Consider the following 15268-nt stretch of genomic DNA (forward strand, 5'->3'; position numbering starts at 1 on the left):
TCTTTTTTATTTTTTTACTATAATTTGTTTATGTATTCCTTGATTGGTTTGTACGCTCACCAAATAACTTCCACTGCTTAAATTACTAATATCAACAGTTTTTGAATTTCTAATATGCTTTACCAAAGCACCCACCATATTATAAACTTGAATTTGTTCAATATTTGCTATTGATGCTATTTCAAAGCTACTTGTAACAGGGTTAGGATACAGCTTTAATTTTACCAATTTGTTATCTTTTACACCCAATGTATTATATACAGTTTTTATATAGAATAGGTTTGCTGTGTTATTTTTTGTTATTGAATGTGAACCCACAGGAATATCTGAAATATTTACAATACCTGCTGATGCTGTGTAATCCACACCATCTAATTTAATTTTTCCAGTAAAACTAGAATCAAAAACCAAGGTTAAGGTTGACACTGCTGTAGTTGTGTAATTAATAAATGTAGCAGACTCAATTTTCAATCGTCTTGTTAAGGTCAATCCATCATAAGATACAGAACCATTAGTAGAATTCATATTTCCTGAAATGTTATAGAACGTACTCACTTTTTCAGAAACCGTAAAATTATGAATCTCTTCTCCAGTGGTACTTCCTGGCGGTACTAAAGTGATGGTTCCCGATTCTGATATTGGAGTGCCAACAGTACCAATAGTTGTTACAGAATATGAAACATTTGCTGTGGGAGTACCTGTAATGGTAATTGTTTTAGCTGAAGCATCTTTTACAAAACTTAATCCCGAAGCTGGCAACCCACTTACCGAAGCATCAGTGGCATCCCCTCCCCAAGTTATCATAATGGTTTCCATAGCTTCTCCTTCAACTACATCTTGACTGGCGTTGCTTGTTGTTACCACAAGCGTATGGGTGCTTGGTACTGCTTCTCCTTGAATATATACTAAACTTGTTTCGTAATTAACTAGGGCTGCTTTTAAAGGTGGATTTACTGTAGAAGATGTATCATCTGCGGGTACAAAAGTCCAATTAAAATCGCCACCATTCATACGTCCTGCATATTGCATCACCTTCGCTTTAGCTTCTGCTGGTGTATCAATAACCAAGTTTTTAATATACAATGAAGCATCTGTATCAAAGTTATTATAAGTGTTGATTCCTTTAAACGACTTTACAGTATTTGGAACTATATCTCCTCGGTTGCTAACTACATAGGCATCAAAATCTACCATAGAACCGTTATTACCTGGTTTATCAAAAGATGAATCACCATAAGCCACAAAACGCATGGAGTTGGTGCCATTATCGGCATCAAATGTATTATTAAATGCTTTTATGATGCCTCCATCTTCTCCTGAAAAAGTTCCTTGATTGTTTGGGTCATTCAATTGTTTAGATTCGCTCCAAACATCGGTACCTTGCATAGAAATCATCATAGGGTTTTTACTGTTTCTAAAATAGTTTCCTTCTACAAATAACGATGAGCCTTCGGTAGAGCCTGAACCGTATTTAGAATTCCCATCAAAATAATTATTGTAAATATGGGCAGAATAATAACGTACACGTGGATGACGAGAATCTGAATGGTCATACCAATTATGATGGTAAGTTATATACAAATCGGTGTCACCACTCTCACTTAACCCTAAAAGGTTACTTTTTCCTGAATCCCAGAAATGGTTATATGAAAATGTGACGTACTTGGATTTTTTACAATCCAAGGCACCATCGCCTTTGGCTTGATCAGCATCACCACCTGCATCTCCGTAAAAGAAATCAATATGATGTACCCAGATATAATCATTGTTTTGTTGTAAACCTATATTATCACCTTCACTGCTATTGCAGTTCATAGTACCCAGATTTCGTATTTCAATATTGGTTGCATTCTTAACACGAATGCCCCAACCATCGGCAACGGCATCTTCACCCACACCTTCTAATGTAATGTAGCTTGATGCGTTATTTTTGTTTTCTATAACAACATCACCTCCCAATAAATAACTAGGATCTGTAATTTGTCCAATCAAACGCACAATTAAAGGGCGTGTATCGTTTCCTTTTTTAAAACCATCTAGAATAGTTTGTAAACCCACACAGGGATTAGCATTGGCTCCTGTAACAACCATAGACACAGTGTTTTTTGTCTCTTCAGTAATATAAAGAATTACCGCTCCGGTTTTTGGTGTTCCATCCATTTTATAGGCTCCCGGAACTCTTCCTTTAGCAAAAGCAAACCCATTACGATCGTGTGGCAATACTGTAATGGTACCGGTTGTTGTACCTGTGGTTTCTTCAACAGCTGCAACGACCGCCTTAACGGTTACTGTATATGAACCCGCTTTTAAACCCAGTATATCTGCCCGGAAATAACTTCCATAACTTCTAATTAATGGGTTATCAATTTTCTGGTTGCTCAGCCCTTCTCCACTAAAGTAAACATTGTAACTATCTGCTCCCGAAACAGAATCCCATTTTACATAAGCCGTTTCAAACCAACCCCCTGTTTCAGTAATATTCACTGATTGTGACCAAGTATATAACGAGCTCAACATGATGGTTAAACAAAGTAGTAATTTTTTCATGTTATATTAGAATTTAGTTTACACTTATAAGCTATATTAGCTAATTAAAACATCTTGTAATCGATTACACAAACATAGCTTTTTTTTTAAATTAAACCACAAAATTTTAATAAAATCGATAAAGTGTTGTTAGATATTAGATTATTAACTTATCGTGTAATATTTAGTGTGCAACTTTAAAAGTTTTGTCGGCTTTCTTAAAAAATATTATTACATAATATCATAATATATAGATTACAAAACTCAAAATATTAGACTAAAGTTATAATAGAATTAATTTTAGATATAAATATTTCGCCTTTAAATTATTAAGTTGCACAATTACATCAGAGTTTTAATCCAAGACAATCTTGAAAAAGAAGAAATAAAAGCAATGAATATGTTAAAGATTAAAACAGTCCTTATTCTGTACTTATTCTGTACTATGTACAATAAAAAAAGCCTCTACATTTCTGTAAAGGCTTGATTTTTCTAGTAGCGGGAACTGGGTTCGAACCAATGACCTTCGGGTTATGAGCCTAAAGATTACAGAATCAATTTTAATCAAATTACCTCAAAATCAATTAGTTATGCTATTGGTAATTTTGTTCAACACCAATTAAACCATATAAAATCAAATAATTCTGTACCTATTCTGTACCCATTTTTGAATTATTTTTTTTATCTTTATACTAACCTAAAAGACATTGTAAAGTATAGTTGAAATAGGCATTGACCTAAAATGTACAACAGAATATTAGCACTATTATTTTACGCTTACAAACACATATTCTGTACCCATTTTTTGAATTATTTAAATGACACCAAATACTAATTATAAAAACAAGGCTTATGTCATCCATAAAAATTGTAATTCGTAAAAACAAACTGCGTAAAGATGGTACTGTACCATTGGCATTAAGAATTAGCAAAGATTATAAAACAAACTATAGCTTTATAGGTATATATATCTATGAAAAGGATTGGGATGAAGTTAAAGGAAAAGTGAAACGAACACACCCTAATTCTCAAAAAATCAATAATTTTTTATTGAAAAAATTGACTGAAGCTAATGATATTTCTTTTGAAGTAAATGACAGAATTTCTAGTAAAGAAATGAAAAAAAAGGTAATCGGGCCAGGGGGTCAAAAATCCTTTTTTTCAGTCGCTGGTGAACGGATAGAAACTAAATATAATCGAGGCACATTCTCTGTTGCAAAGTCAGAATTGTCCATCCTTTATAATTTAGAAGAGTTTATTACTTTAAAACGTTCGTTAAATAAATCAGAAATAATTAACGGTATAAAAAATCGCAGGAAGGAACGTATAAGTAATGGTCGAAAAGCTGAATATTCTTTTATAGATGCAGTTGCCTATTTTAAGAAAAACCAAAAACTCAATTTTCAAGATATAGATGAAGTTTTTATTAAAAAATATAAAACATTTTGCATTACCTACCTGGGTCATAAAACCCGAACAATAACTAATCAACTTATTTTTATCCGTACCCTTTTCAATATCGCTATCAAAGAAAATGTCATTGATATTAAATTTTATCCCTTTGCCAATGAAAAAGAAAAAATTAAGATAGGCTCTAGCCATAAAATAGGACTGACTATAGAAGAGATAGAACGTATTGAAAATTTGGAATTAGAAAAATGGTCTTCAATTTGGCATACACATAATGTATGGCTTGTAGCCTTCTATTTTGCTGGGATTCGTATTTCAGATATTGTACAATTAAAATGGTCTGACTTTAAAGATAATCGTTTGTTCTATGTAATGAACAAGAATGAAAAACCTTTAAGCTTAAAAATCCCTGACAAAGCAGCTGCTATATTAAAGTTCTATAAAAATGAAAGTAATCAAAATAATGGTTATGTATTCCCGTTTTTACGGAATGCTGATTGCAGCAATGCTGAAGATATTTTTATAAAAACGAGAAATGCCACCAAATTGTTCAATAAGTTTTTAAAACGTATTGCTCTACTTTGCGATATTGATAAAAATCTATTTAACCATATTGCAAGACATAGCTTTGGAAACATAGCCGGGGACAAGATTAATCCATTAATGCTCCAGAAATTGTACCGCCACAGCGATTTAAAAACAACATTAAATTATCAGGCTAATTTTATTCATAAGGATACCGATGATGCTTTAGATAGTGTTGTTAATTTTTAAATAATTTGTGTTAATTTATATTGAAATTACTTCAGAACACCTGATACTTAAAAAAGCGGTTCCGCTAGGGTAATTTAAAATTTGAAACACCTTGATATCACTAATAAAATTTATAGACTATTGGAATCTCTTTCTTAAAAAAACAATACAAAATACTGGTTTATAACAGATTGCTTGTTTTCAATCTAATTAAAGGTGTTAACAATGATTATTTTCTTAAAGTCTAATTTGCGCACCTTAAAATAAAAATACTTCTGTAGTTTTTGGAATTTCTTCCTCAATTAAAATATCATATGAAAAATTTAAATTAAAATTTAAATCAATTATTTTGAATCTAGAAACCGAATACTTCACACCTCTTTGCGGACACAATGCAGGAGACTGCTAGTATTCTCCTAATCCTAAACTTTCACATTCATAGAATTGATATTATATAGTATTATCTTCAATGAGTAAGTATTTATCATCACAATTAAATAGCCCATTCCAATTTACTCATGAGGACATAAATAATATCCAACTTCAATATTTAAAGAAAGATTTCTATTTATAGGAAAAAAACCGAATCAGCTTCAAAAATTCCAATTCTTCCAGTAACGAAAATGACAATTGATAAATATAAAAATCGTCCAAATTGCATCAACGAAAATAAACTCCTACAAATTCTATCCAACCAAAAGATGGGTACATATCTAAAAGAAATAGCCAGAGCTTGAGAAATTGAAAAAAACTGACCCCAACATAACTCGACACACTGTTTCAACGACTGTAACGCTTACTAATGGAGTTCCAATTGAAAGTGTTAGCAATATTCATGGACACAAAAATTTAAGAACTACACATTATTATACTAGGGTTTTAAACAGAAAAGTGAGCTACTATATGAGAACTCTTAAATAAAAATTAGCTTTTAAGAATCAAAATTAGGCCAACTTAAAATACCGTATTCTTACTATCCTTATTGACTTACTCAATTTTATTTTGAAATAATTAAAATTTTATTTGCATAACTAAACGGTTATATATAATTTTATAACCGAATAGTTATATATTAAGATAATGAGAAGAGATGTATTTCAAGCCATAGCAGACCCCACGAGAAGAGAAATCATAGGACTTCTAGCAAACAACCCCATGAACCTAACAAGCGTTACAGAAAACTTCAATATCAGTCAACCCGCCATTTCAAAACACATGAAAATACTCATAGAATGTGGTTTAATAAGTGTTGAAAAACAAGGAAGGGAACGCTATTGTGAAGTTAAATTAGATTCTTTAAATGAAGTTGAAGAATGGTTGGCACCTTTTAGGAAAATGTGGGAACAACGCTTTGACCAATTAGACCAACTCCTAATAAAAATGCAATCAAAATCAAAAAACGAACAGTAATTATTTATCACATGAAAAACGCAACCCTTTTTAAGAAAGATTTAAGCAACAAAAAACTTCACATAACCCGAAAATTCAACGCCCCTTTAAAATCCGTTTGGAGCGCTTGGACAGAACCAGAAATTTTAGACCAATGGTGGGCGCCAAAACCCTATAAAGCCATCACTAAATCCATGGATTTTAGCGAAGGTGGTTTTTGGCATTACTATATGTTAAGTCCAGAAGGAGAAAAACATTGGTGTCGTGTTGATTATTTGAAGATTGAAGAAAACTCCCGTTTTTCTGCAAAAGATGCTTTTTGTGATGAAAAAGGTATTCCTAATGAAGAATTCCCTAAAATGACTTGGAACAATCGGTTTGAAACTAACGAAGATTCCACTGAAGTGAAAATTGAAATTTCATTTGACAACGTTGAAGATATTCAAAAAATTATAGAAATGGGCTTCAAGGAAGGATTTACCGCTGCTCTTGAAAATCTAGATAATTACATTCAGCAAAAATTCAAATTAAGAAACGAGTTAAAAACCAATAATAACCCAAGAGTAACTACCTATCTTAATTTTCCAGGAAATACCGAGGAAGCCTTCAATTTTTACAAGTCGGTTTTTAAAACAGAGTTTAGTGGTAAAGGCATTCAACGGTTTGGTGATATTCCTGCTGAATCTGGACACCCTCCAGTTTCAGAATCCATTAAAGAAATGGTTTTACATGTAGAGTTGCCAATTCTTGGAGGACATGTACTTATGGCAACCGATGCCCCAAAAGAAATGGGCTTTACTTTAAACCAAGGAAACAATATGCACATTTGCCTTGAACCTGATTCTAGAGAAGAAACACAGCGGTTATTTAATGCACTTTCAGAAGGAGGAAACATTACTATGCCTTTAGAAGACATGTTCTTTGGTTCTTTTTTCGGAGAATGTTCTGACAAATATGAGATTAATTGGATGTTTAATTTTAAAAATACAATCTAAAGAATTTTGAACTATGGAACTATCAAAAAATCAAGAAGTGAACATAATCAAGCTATTCGATGCTCCTGTAGAATTGGTTTGGAAAGCTTGGACAGATGCTGAATTATTGATGAAATGGTATGCACCAAATGGCTGTAAAATTCATTTTAAAAATATTGAAATTGAAACAGGTGGAAAGTTCCATTCGTGCATTTCGAATCCTGAATATGGCGATTGTTGGTGTATTGGTGAATACAAAGAAATTGTACCGAATTCGAAAATTGTATTTACAATGATTAACGCAGATGAAAAAGGCAATCCCATAGATCCTACCGAAATTGGAATGGATCCCGATTGGCCAGGGGAAACACTTGTTACCATCACTTTCCAAAAAGAAAATACTAAAACAAGAATGGAATTGCATCAAACGGTTTCTCAAGAATTAGCTAAAAAGACGGGCGCCTATCCTAGCTGGTTACAAATGTTAACTAAGATGCAATTGTTTCTCCATCAAAAAAATTAGAATGAAAAAGACAAGCTTTTACTTAGTATTATTAGTACTTATTCTATTCTCGTGCAATGCCACAAAAAATAAAATTGAAAGAAATCAAATGAAAGCAACTGAAAATAATCCCTCTAGTTTTATGGAAGTAAATGGGCTAAAAATGTACTATGAAGTTCACGGACAAGGCAATCCATTGGTTTTAATTCACGGTGGTGGTTCTACAATTCAAACGACTTTTGGAAGAATTTTAGCTACACTGGCAAAAACGAATAAAGTAATTGCTGTCGAGATGCAAGCTCACGGGCATACGGCTGACCGAGATACGCCACTCGCATTTGAGCAAGATGCTGATGATATTGCCTCATTGCTTCAGCAACTCAATATTAAAAAAGCATCCATTTTTGGTTTCAGTAATGGAGCAAGTACAACGCTTCAATTTGCCATTCGACATCCAGAAATGACCCATAAAATTATTGTAGCATCTACATTTTATAAAAAATCAGGCGCTCCTGATTGGTTTTGGGATATGATGAGTAAACCCTCATTTGAAAGTATGCCACAAATTTACAAAGATGAATTTCTAAAAATAAACCCAGATACCATAGCACTTCATCAAATGTATAAAAGAGATGTACAAAGAATGCAAACTTTTACGAACATTTCAGAGGAGCAAATAAAATCCATCAAAGTACCTACTTTAATCGTTATTGGAGACACGGATGTTGTTACTCCTGAACACGCCATTGAAATGCAAAAATTTATTCCAAATTCTGAATTAGCAATTGTTCCAGGTGGTCACGGCACATATATGGGAGAAATAACCACATTAAAACCAAATTATCAAGAAACTGACTTTGTTATCATTCCATTGATAAATAATTTCTTAGCCAAAGGAAATGATAAAAATGAATAGTTTTTAAAACCTTTAAAAGCATTCAAATAATTAACAAACTAAAAATAATTATGGAAACTAAAAAAAAATCTAAAGCAATTGTATGGATATCATACATTCTACAAGGAATTATAGTGTTAATGTTCTTAATGGGAGCCTTTATGAACCTTTCACAAAATGAAGAAGCTATTAAAGGAGCAATCGCTATGGGATATCCTAGAGAAACTATGCTCTATTTAGGCATTGTTCAACTTATTGCTATCATTTTATATGCTATTCCTAGAACAGTAACCATTGGTGCTATCCTCATAACAGGCTGGCTTGGTGGTGCAGTGGCAACACACGTTATTCACAAAGATCCCATATTCAATCTTTTTTTTCCAGTGATTTTTGGAATTGTTGTATGGGGAAGTATTTGGTTGCGAAATAACAAACTAAAAGCATTGCTGTCCAATTAAAGCAAGGAATCAACTCAGTAAAACTTAATAAAAAACAAAATAATGACGGAGAATAAATTATTAAGAATGGACAATATTGGTATCGTGGTAGAATCGCTAGACAATGCTATTTCATTCTTCTCGGAGATAGGATTAAAACTCGAAGGAAGAGGAACTATAGAAGGTGAATGGGCTGGTCGTGTTACTGGACTAAGTTCTCAAAAGGTAGAAATAGCAATGATGGTTACTCCTGATGGCCATAGTCGAATTGAACTTTCAAAATTTATAACACCTCACATTATATCAGATCACAGAAAGGCACCCGTGAACGCTCTTGGTTACCTACGTGCTATGTTCACTGTGGAAGACATAGATGACATGGCATCTAGACTTATTAAACAAGGCGCTGAACTCGTGGGCGAAATCGTTCAATACGAGAACTTCTATAGACTTTGCTACATTCGAGGAACAGAAGGACTTCTTATAGGGTTAGCAGAAGAAATTGGTAAAAGATAGCATTCATTTTCATTTAATTATAAAACTAAAAGTGACTTAGCCATGTCAACAAAAACTAAGATAACAGCAGAACCCAACAAACAAGAACTCTTTATAACCAGAGAATTTGATGCGCCAAGGGAATTAGTATTCAAAGCATTTACTACACCTGAAATACTGTTGCAATTTTATGCCCCTTTTGGAATAAAAATGAAATTCAATTATGCCAATTTCCAAAGCGGTGGTTCGTACAGTTGGACACATTCTGATGGAGCAGATAAAATTTATTGCATGTTCAAAGGAGTAATTCACGAAATTTTGCCACCTCAAAGAATGATTCAAACTGTTGAAATGGAAAACCAGCCAAAAGGCGGACAAGTGTGTTTAGAAATTTTCACTTTTGAGGAATTAGGCAACAGCAAAACAAAACTTATTGTACAAAATGTATTTCGTTCGATTGAAGATAGAGATGAAATGGTACAAAGTGGATTTGAAAGCGGTGTGGTTGCTATTTTTGAGCAATTGGATATATTAATTAAAGAAAATAAAATTTAAGCAGATAAGTCACATTTGATTAATTTATAAAACAAATAAATCATGTCAAAAACAACCATAAAAGCAGCACCCAACAGACAAGAAGTTTTTATTGAAAGAGAATTTGACAGTCCTGTAGAATTCCTTTTTAAAGCTCATGTAGAACCAGAACTGGTAGCACAATGGATGGGTACTAATGTATTGAAACTAGAAAACAAAAAAAACGGTGGTTATCATTATGAAACAACCGATCCTCAAGGCAACAAACATAATTTTCATGGCACTTTTCATGAAATTCTTCCTAATAAAAGAATTATTAGAACTTTTGAAATGGAAAACACTTCTTTTCCTACTCAACTGGAATTTTTTGAATTTGAAAAACTAAGTAAAACAAAAAGTAAACTAACAATGCAAATGGTATATAAATCGGTAGCGGATAGAGATAATATGCTCAGATTACCTTTTGAATTTGGTCTCAATAGAGCACATGATAAATTACAAGAAGTTATAAATCACTTAAAATAAGAAACGATGACAAAAAGAAATAAAATCATTTATTGGATTGCAACTATATGGTTAGCCTTAGGAATGACATCCACAGGAATCGTGCAATTAATTAAGATGGAAGAAGAAGTAAACATGATGGAACATTTAGGATACCCTATTTATTTTTTAAGCCTTTTAGGGGTTTGGAAAATTTTAGGTGTCATAGCTATTTTAATTCCTAAGATGCCTTTGTTAAAAGAATGGGCTTATGCTGGTTTCTTCTTTGCAATGTCAGGAGCTATATACTCGCATATAGTGCTTAGCGACGATTTAGTGGCACTTTTTGGTCCTCTTTTGTTAATCGTTTTAACAATTATTTCCTGGTATTTTAGACCTGAAAGCAGAATATTAATTGTAAAAAAATAAAGAGTAATTGAGCATGAATTCAAAAGTAGATACCTTTTTAGATAAAGCTAAGAAATGGCAAGCAGAAATGAAACTATTGAGAAAAATTGTTCTGGGTTCCACTTTAACCGAAGATTATAAATGGATGCACCCTTGTTATACTTATCAAGGAAAGAACGTTGTGCTGATACATGGGTTTAAAGAGTATTGTGCATTACTTTTCCACAAAGGAGCACTTTTAAAGGACACTGATAACATCCTAATTCAACAAACAGAAAATGTACAAGCAGCACGTCAAATTCGATTTACTAATTCACAACAAATCATAGATTTAGAGTCAACCATTAAATCCTATATTTTTGAAGCCATCGAAATTGAAAAATTGGGTTTAGAAGTTCCTTTCAAAAAAAACAAAGAATTTGATGTGCCTGAAGAATTTCAAACCGTACTTGAAAACAATTCCGAAGTAAAAAAAACTTTTGAAGCTTTAACCCCTGGTAGACAAAGAGGCTATTTACTTCACTTTTCCCAACCCAAACAATCTAAAACCCGCATTTCTAGAATTGAAAAATGCATTCCACAGATTATTGCAGGTAAAGGATTAAATGATAAATAATAACTTAAAAATTAAAATCATGCCAAACAAAACTATAATTTCTGCCGAACCCAATAAACAAGAACTTTTTATAATTAGAGAGTTTGATGCACCTAGAGAATTATTGTACAAAGCTTTCACTGAACGTGAATTGCTAACCCAATGGTTGGGACCTTGTACCTTAAAAATGTCTATTGATACATATGAAAACAAGTCCCATGGTGCATGGCGGTTTATCCATGCAGATGAAGAGGGAAATGAATATGCCTTTAACGGTACCATTCACGAAGTATGCCCACCGGAGAGAATCATTAGAACGTTTGAATTTGAAGGACTGCCCATGAAAGGTGAAGTTTCTTTAGAATTTGCCACTTTTGAAGCATTACCTAACAACAGAAGCAAATTAACAATTCAAGCTATCTATAAATCTGTAGCCAGTAGAGATGGCCATGTCAATTCGGGGATGGAACATGGTGTGGTCGATTCGCACAATGCATTAGACGAACTTTTAATGAATTTAAAAAACAATCATGACTAAAATAAATATCCAAGCAGATTGCAACAATGCTCCAAAAAAGGAATTTTTGAAAAATTTCAATATAGCTTTTGCTACAGCCGATACCGATTTTTTATTGAATCATGTAGATGAGGATATTCAATGGACTATTTATGGGGATAAAAAAATTGAAGGAAAAGCACATTTTGAAAAAGCGGTACTTGAAATGAAAAACTATGTGGCAGACGAGATGGGTATATTTACCATTATCACCCATGGAGCAGAAGCAGCCGTAAACGGAAGCATGAAAATGAAAGATAAAAGTTATGCGTTTTGTGATATTTATCAGTTTAAAAGTGCTGGAAGTAAAATCATTACAAAAATGTATTCTTACGTTATCAAAGAAAATTAAAGCTTAAAAACAAGGAAGTATGGCCACATTAAAAGCTTTTACGTTTATAACCTTAAATGGGTTCTATAAAAATACCGACAACGATATCAGTTGGCACCAACATGGAAAAGAAGAAGCTAAATATTCAGAAGAAAACTTAAAGTCTGAAAACATTTTACTTCTTGGAAGGCATACGTATCAAATGATGGAAAGTTTCTGGACATCGCAAATGGCTTATGATAATTTCCCTGAAGTAGCAATAGGCATGAACAATTCTAAAAAAGTAGTTGTTTCAAGTTCATTAGAAAAAGTGAATTGGAAAAACACATCGTTATTAAAAGGAAATCTGATTGATGAGATAAAAGAATTGAAGAAAACGTCAAAGCACAACATCACTATTTTAGGAAGCGGCTCTCTTGTAACCCAATTAACCAATGTGGGTTTGATAGATTCATACGAAATCATGCTAGACCCCATTGCTATAGGACAAGGAACAAGTATTTTCGATGGCGTTTCAGGCACATTGCACTTGAAATTGATAGCATGTAAAAAACTAAAAAGCGGAACAGGAATACTTACCTATACCAAACTTTAAATTTATATTATAATGGAAAACAATAATGTAATTGTAGAACGTGTATTCAATGCACCTCTCCCACTCGTTTGGAAAGCCATAACTGAAAAAGATTTAATGAAACAATGGTACTTCGAGCTAAGCGATTTTAAACCGAAAATAGATTTTGAATTTCAATTCTACGGACAAGGATTAAAAGGGGAAACCTATCTTCATAAATGTAAGATTCTAGAAATTGAGCCTTTAAAAAAGTTAAAACATAGTTGGACTTATGAAGGCTTTGAAGGATACTCAACCGTTACTTTTGAACTTTCTGAAGAAAGCATCAATAAAACCAAAGTAAAATTAACACACGAAGGACTGGCAACTTTCCCTGTAAACAACCCTGATTTTGTAAAAGAGAATTTTGTAAATGGTTGGACTTACATTATCAATACAGCATTAAAGGATTTTTTGGAATCAAAACAATAAACATGTATCTACAATAAAACAACATGCAAACATCAAACAAAAATCAAACAGCCAATCAAACCGCTCATACTCCTTTTAACCAAACTTATTTTCATGGTACTAAAGCCCACTTAAAAATTGGAGAATTAATTGAAGTGGGTTATAACTCAAATTTTGGGCAAAGAAAAAATGCTAAATACATTTTCTTAACGTCAACGTTGGATGCTGCCATTTGGGGTGCTGAACTTGCTTCTGGAGAAGGAAAAGAACGAATTTATTTAGTAGAACCAACAGGGGAAATTGAAGATGATCCTGACTTAACCGATAAAAAATTCCCAGGAAATCCAACAAAATCGTATCGTTCCATACATCCGTTTAAAGTTGTCGGAGAAGTCACAATTTGGCAAAGTCATCCTTCCGAACAAATACAAGCCATGAAAGAGGCACTAGAAAAATTAAAGGAACAAGGTATTAATTCACTGAATGACTATTAAAGACCAAAAAGGTTTAGCGGTGACTCACTCATTTTTACTATGAACAATCAAACGGAATAACAACCAAAATAAACAAAAAATAAAGTGCTACTTTAAAAATACTATTATGAAAAATTTTTCTCAATCAGATTATACAACAACTTACTCAGTTAAAAAAAAATTCAGAAAATGTTTACAAAGCAATAACGCAACAAATTGACAAATGGTGGACAGAAGATTTCTTAGGGAGTTCTAAAAAAGTAAATGAAGAATTTACCATTCGCTTTGGCACAACGTTTAAAACGTTGAAAGTTACTGAGCTTACACCCAATAAAAAAGTAGTTTGGACATGTATTGACACTTTAATTGATATTCCAGAGTTACCAAATAATACAGAATGGAAAGGCACTGAAATTGTTTGGAATTTAGATAACAACGCTACAAATACTAAAATTTCATTAACTCATATAGGATTGACTCCTAAAGTAAAATGTTATAACATTTGCGAAAAAGGTTGGGTGTCTTTTTTAGATAGTCTAAAGCTGTTTGTAGAAACAGGAAAAGGATCCCCTTTTCAGAACAAACAAGAGAACATATAATTATAAAATAGTACGATTAGTCACGCAACCTAACTCGATTTTAAACATCTAATATTATAATAAATCAAAACCGTGAAAGAAATAGTGCTTACTGGTGGCACAGGGAATTTAGGTCAAAAAATGGTAAAATTACTCATTGACAAAAAGTACAATCCCACAGTGTTAACTTCAAAAAACAATATGAATAAAATAAATGATGTTCATACTGTAGTTGCAGATATCACCAATAAAGATAGCTTAAAAGACTTATTTAATGATACAGATCTTATTATACATTGCGCGAGCAACCCTAGAAATTCTGATGAAGTGGATGTAAAAGGGACTCAAAACATTTTACAAAGTATTAATTTGCTAAAACCCCCACATCTTATTTATATTTCCATTGTTGGTGTAGATAAAAGTGACTGGCCTTATTATCAAAATAAACATAAAGTAGAACGCTTGATTAAAGACTCAGGTATTCCTTATACTATTTTCAGAATCACGCAATTTCATGACTTTGTTTTACATAGAATTGTAAAAACATTAGATACAAACCCAACGGGTATTTTTAAACTCCCAAAAAATATGCGTTTTCAATCCATCGATACAAATGAAGCTGCGAAATGTATTGTAGAAACCATAAATGATATTAAGAGCCTAAAACATACTACTCTTAACATTGGAGGACCAGAAATATTGTCAATTAAAGACATGGCAAAAACCTATTTAAAGGAATGTAAACGAAACGAGATCATTGAAGAATTCGACTCGGAGAATCCCTTCTATAAAATTTTCACTACAGGAATAAATATATGTCCCGAGAATAAAAATGGGAGCATACATTGGGAAACATATCTTAAAATAAATAAGGTGCTAAATACTTAATTTAAAAAACACTAAGT

The 15268-nt window shown here is 32.5% G+C and carries 20 protein-coding genes; 19 read left to right on the forward strand and 1 reads right to left on the reverse strand.

Annotated elements, in window-relative coordinates; all coding sequences use genetic code 11:
* Nucleotides 1-6: 6 nt before the first annotated feature.
* The gene (locus J8H85_RS10365; protein ID WP_209655130.1) at nt 7-2547 is read right to left on the reverse strand and encodes a pectate lyase family protein; all 2541 of its coding nucleotides are present in this window, start codon (nt 2545-2547) and stop codon (nt 7-9) included.
* Between the two features lie 831 nt (nt 2548-3378).
* Here J8H85_RS10365 and J8H85_RS10370 point away from each other — a divergent pair.
* The 19 genes from J8H85_RS10370 to J8H85_RS10460 all read left to right on the forward strand — a co-directional run bounded on the left by J8H85_RS10370 (nt 3379) and on the right by J8H85_RS10460 (nt 15251).
* Nucleotides 3379-4710, forward strand: coding sequence for a tyrosine-type recombinase/integrase (locus J8H85_RS10370; protein ID WP_209655131.1), 1332 nt, complete (start codon nt 3379-3381; stop codon nt 4708-4710).
* A gap of 720 nt (nt 4711-5430) precedes the next feature.
* Nucleotides 5431-5610 (forward strand): tyrosine-type recombinase/integrase, encoded by a 180-nt coding sequence (locus J8H85_RS18950; RefSeq protein WP_245243784.1) that lies wholly within the window; start codon nt 5431-5433, stop codon nt 5608-5610.
* Nucleotides 5611-5769: 159 nt separating this feature from the next.
* Nucleotides 5770-6099 (forward strand): ArsR/SmtB family transcription factor, encoded by a 330-nt coding sequence (locus J8H85_RS10380; RefSeq protein ID WP_209655132.1) that lies wholly within the window; start codon nt 5770-5772, stop codon nt 6097-6099.
* Between the two features lie 11 nt (nt 6100-6110).
* Complete coding sequence (locus J8H85_RS10385) at nt 6111-7073, forward strand: SRPBCC domain-containing protein (protein WP_209655133.1); 963 nt, start codon at nt 6111-6113, stop codon at nt 7071-7073.
* Between the two features lie 13 nt (nt 7074-7086).
* On the forward strand, nt 7087-7575 hold the full coding sequence (locus J8H85_RS10390; RefSeq protein ID WP_209655134.1) for an SRPBCC family protein: 489 nt from the start codon (nt 7087-7089) through the stop codon (nt 7573-7575).
* A gap of 1 nt (nt 7576) precedes the next feature.
* On the forward strand, nt 7577-8470 hold the full coding sequence (locus J8H85_RS10395) for an alpha/beta fold hydrolase (RefSeq protein WP_209655135.1): 894 nt from the start codon (nt 7577-7579) through the stop codon (nt 8468-8470).
* Between the two features lie 50 nt (nt 8471-8520).
* Nucleotides 8521-8907 carry a DoxX family protein gene (locus J8H85_RS10400; protein WP_209655136.1) on the forward strand — a complete coding sequence of 129 codons (387 nt, stop codon included), beginning with the start codon at nt 8521-8523 and terminating at the stop codon, nt 8905-8907.
* Nucleotides 8908-8949: 42 nt separating this feature from the next.
* Nucleotides 8950-9402, forward strand: a complete 453-nt coding sequence (locus J8H85_RS10405; protein WP_209655137.1) for a VOC family protein — start codon at nt 8950-8952, stop codon at nt 9400-9402.
* Nucleotides 9403-9444: 42 nt separating this feature from the next.
* The gene (locus J8H85_RS10410; RefSeq protein ID WP_209655138.1) at nt 9445-9936 is read left to right on the forward strand and encodes an SRPBCC domain-containing protein; all 492 of its coding nucleotides are present in this window, start codon (nt 9445-9447) and stop codon (nt 9934-9936) included.
* A 42-nt stretch (nt 9937-9978) separates the two neighbouring features.
* Entirely contained in the window at nt 9979-10440 is a 462-nt protein-coding gene (locus J8H85_RS10415) for an SRPBCC domain-containing protein (RefSeq protein WP_209655139.1), read from the forward strand.
* A 6-nt stretch (nt 10441-10446) separates the two neighbouring features.
* Nucleotides 10447-10827: a DoxX family protein gene (locus tag J8H85_RS10420; protein ID WP_209655140.1), complete on the forward strand. Its 381-nt coding sequence runs from the start codon at nt 10447-10449 to the stop codon at nt 10825-10827.
* A gap of 13 nt (nt 10828-10840) precedes the next feature.
* Nucleotides 10841-11422 (forward strand): YdeI/OmpD-associated family protein, encoded by a 582-nt coding sequence (locus tag J8H85_RS10425; RefSeq protein WP_209655141.1) that lies wholly within the window; start codon nt 10841-10843, stop codon nt 11420-11422.
* Between the two features lie 19 nt (nt 11423-11441).
* The gene (locus J8H85_RS10430) at nt 11442-11939 is read left to right on the forward strand and encodes an SRPBCC family protein (protein ID WP_209655142.1); all 498 of its coding nucleotides are present in this window, start codon (nt 11442-11444) and stop codon (nt 11937-11939) included.
* Nucleotides 11932-12309: a nuclear transport factor 2 family protein gene (locus J8H85_RS10435; protein WP_209655143.1), complete on the forward strand. Its 378-nt coding sequence runs from the start codon at nt 11932-11934 to the stop codon at nt 12307-12309. Before J8H85_RS10430 ends, J8H85_RS10435 begins: the two co-directional genes overlap by 8 nt.
* Before the next feature lie 19 nt (nt 12310-12328).
* Nucleotides 12329-12883, forward strand: a complete 555-nt coding sequence (locus tag J8H85_RS10440; RefSeq protein WP_209655144.1) for a dihydrofolate reductase family protein — start codon at nt 12329-12331, stop codon at nt 12881-12883.
* Between the two features lie 12 nt (nt 12884-12895).
* Nucleotides 12896-13333, forward strand: coding sequence for an SRPBCC family protein (locus tag J8H85_RS10445; protein WP_209655145.1), 438 nt, complete (start codon nt 12896-12898; stop codon nt 13331-13333).
* Nucleotides 13334-13356: 23 nt separating this feature from the next.
* Entirely contained in the window at nt 13357-13806 is a 450-nt protein-coding gene (arr, locus tag J8H85_RS10450; RefSeq protein WP_209655146.1) for an NAD(+)--rifampin ADP-ribosyltransferase, read from the forward strand.
* A 131-nt stretch (nt 13807-13937) separates the two neighbouring features.
* On the forward strand, nt 13938-14384 hold the full coding sequence (locus J8H85_RS10455; RefSeq protein ID WP_317194999.1) for an SRPBCC family protein: 447 nt from the start codon (nt 13938-13940) through the stop codon (nt 14382-14384).
* A 72-nt stretch (nt 14385-14456) separates the two neighbouring features.
* Nucleotides 14457-15251, forward strand: a complete 795-nt coding sequence (locus tag J8H85_RS10460; RefSeq protein WP_209655147.1) for an SDR family oxidoreductase — start codon at nt 14457-14459, stop codon at nt 15249-15251.
* Nucleotides 15252-15268 lie beyond the last annotated feature (17 nt).

This window comes from Mariniflexile gromovii (assembly GCF_017814435.1).
GTDB classification, from domain to species: domain Bacteria; phylum Bacteroidota; class Bacteroidia; order Flavobacteriales; family Flavobacteriaceae; genus Mariniflexile; species Mariniflexile gromovii.

What these genes read in the sequence shown, in the direction of transcription:
- J8H85_RS10440 (WP_209655144.1), top strand. Translation starts at nt 12,329, where the DNA reads ATGGCCACATTAAAAGCTTTTACGTTTATAACCTTAAATGGGTTCTAT.
- J8H85_RS10390 (WP_209655134.1), top strand. Translation starts at nt 7,087, where the DNA reads ATGGAACTATCAAAAAATCAAGAAGTGAACATAATCAAGCTATTCGAT.
- arr (WP_209655146.1), top strand. Translation starts at nt 13,357, where the DNA reads ATGCAAACATCAAACAAAAATCAAACAGCCAATCAAACCGCTCATACT.
- J8H85_RS10430 (WP_209655142.1), top strand. Translation starts at nt 11,442, where the DNA reads ATGCCAAACAAAACTATAATTTCTGCCGAACCCAATAAACAAGAACTT.
- J8H85_RS10415 (WP_209655139.1), top strand. Translation starts at nt 9,979, where the DNA reads ATGTCAAAAACAACCATAAAAGCAGCACCCAACAGACAAGAAGTTTTT.
- J8H85_RS10400 (WP_209655136.1), top strand. Translation starts at nt 8,521, where the DNA reads ATGGAAACTAAAAAAAAATCTAAAGCAATTGTATGGATATCATACATT.
- J8H85_RS10405 (WP_209655137.1), top strand. Translation starts at nt 8,950, where the DNA reads ATGACGGAGAATAAATTATTAAGAATGGACAATATTGGTATCGTGGTA.
- J8H85_RS10365 (WP_209655130.1), bottom strand. Translation starts at nt 2,547, where the DNA reads ATGAAAAAATTACTACTTTGTTTAACCATCATGTTGAGCTCGTTATAT.
- J8H85_RS10395 (WP_209655135.1), top strand. Translation starts at nt 7,577, where the DNA reads ATGAAAAAGACAAGCTTTTACTTAGTATTATTAGTACTTATTCTATTC.
- J8H85_RS10420 (WP_209655140.1), top strand. Translation starts at nt 10,447, where the DNA reads ATGACAAAAAGAAATAAAATCATTTATTGGATTGCAACTATATGGTTA.
- J8H85_RS10410 (WP_209655138.1), top strand. Translation starts at nt 9,445, where the DNA reads ATGTCAACAAAAACTAAGATAACAGCAGAACCCAACAAACAAGAACTC.
- J8H85_RS10435 (WP_209655143.1), top strand. Translation starts at nt 11,932, where the DNA reads ATGACTAAAATAAATATCCAAGCAGATTGCAACAATGCTCCAAAAAAG.
- J8H85_RS10380 (WP_209655132.1), top strand. Translation starts at nt 5,770, where the DNA reads ATGAGAAGAGATGTATTTCAAGCCATAGCAGACCCCACGAGAAGAGAA.
- J8H85_RS10445 (WP_209655145.1), top strand. Translation starts at nt 12,896, where the DNA reads ATGGAAAACAATAATGTAATTGTAGAACGTGTATTCAATGCACCTCTC.
- J8H85_RS10385 (WP_209655133.1), top strand. Translation starts at nt 6,111, where the DNA reads ATGAAAAACGCAACCCTTTTTAAGAAAGATTTAAGCAACAAAAAACTT.
- J8H85_RS10370 (WP_209655131.1), top strand. Translation starts at nt 3,379, where the DNA reads ATGTCATCCATAAAAATTGTAATTCGTAAAAACAAACTGCGTAAAGAT.
- J8H85_RS10425 (WP_209655141.1), top strand. Translation starts at nt 10,841, where the DNA reads ATGAATTCAAAAGTAGATACCTTTTTAGATAAAGCTAAGAAATGGCAA.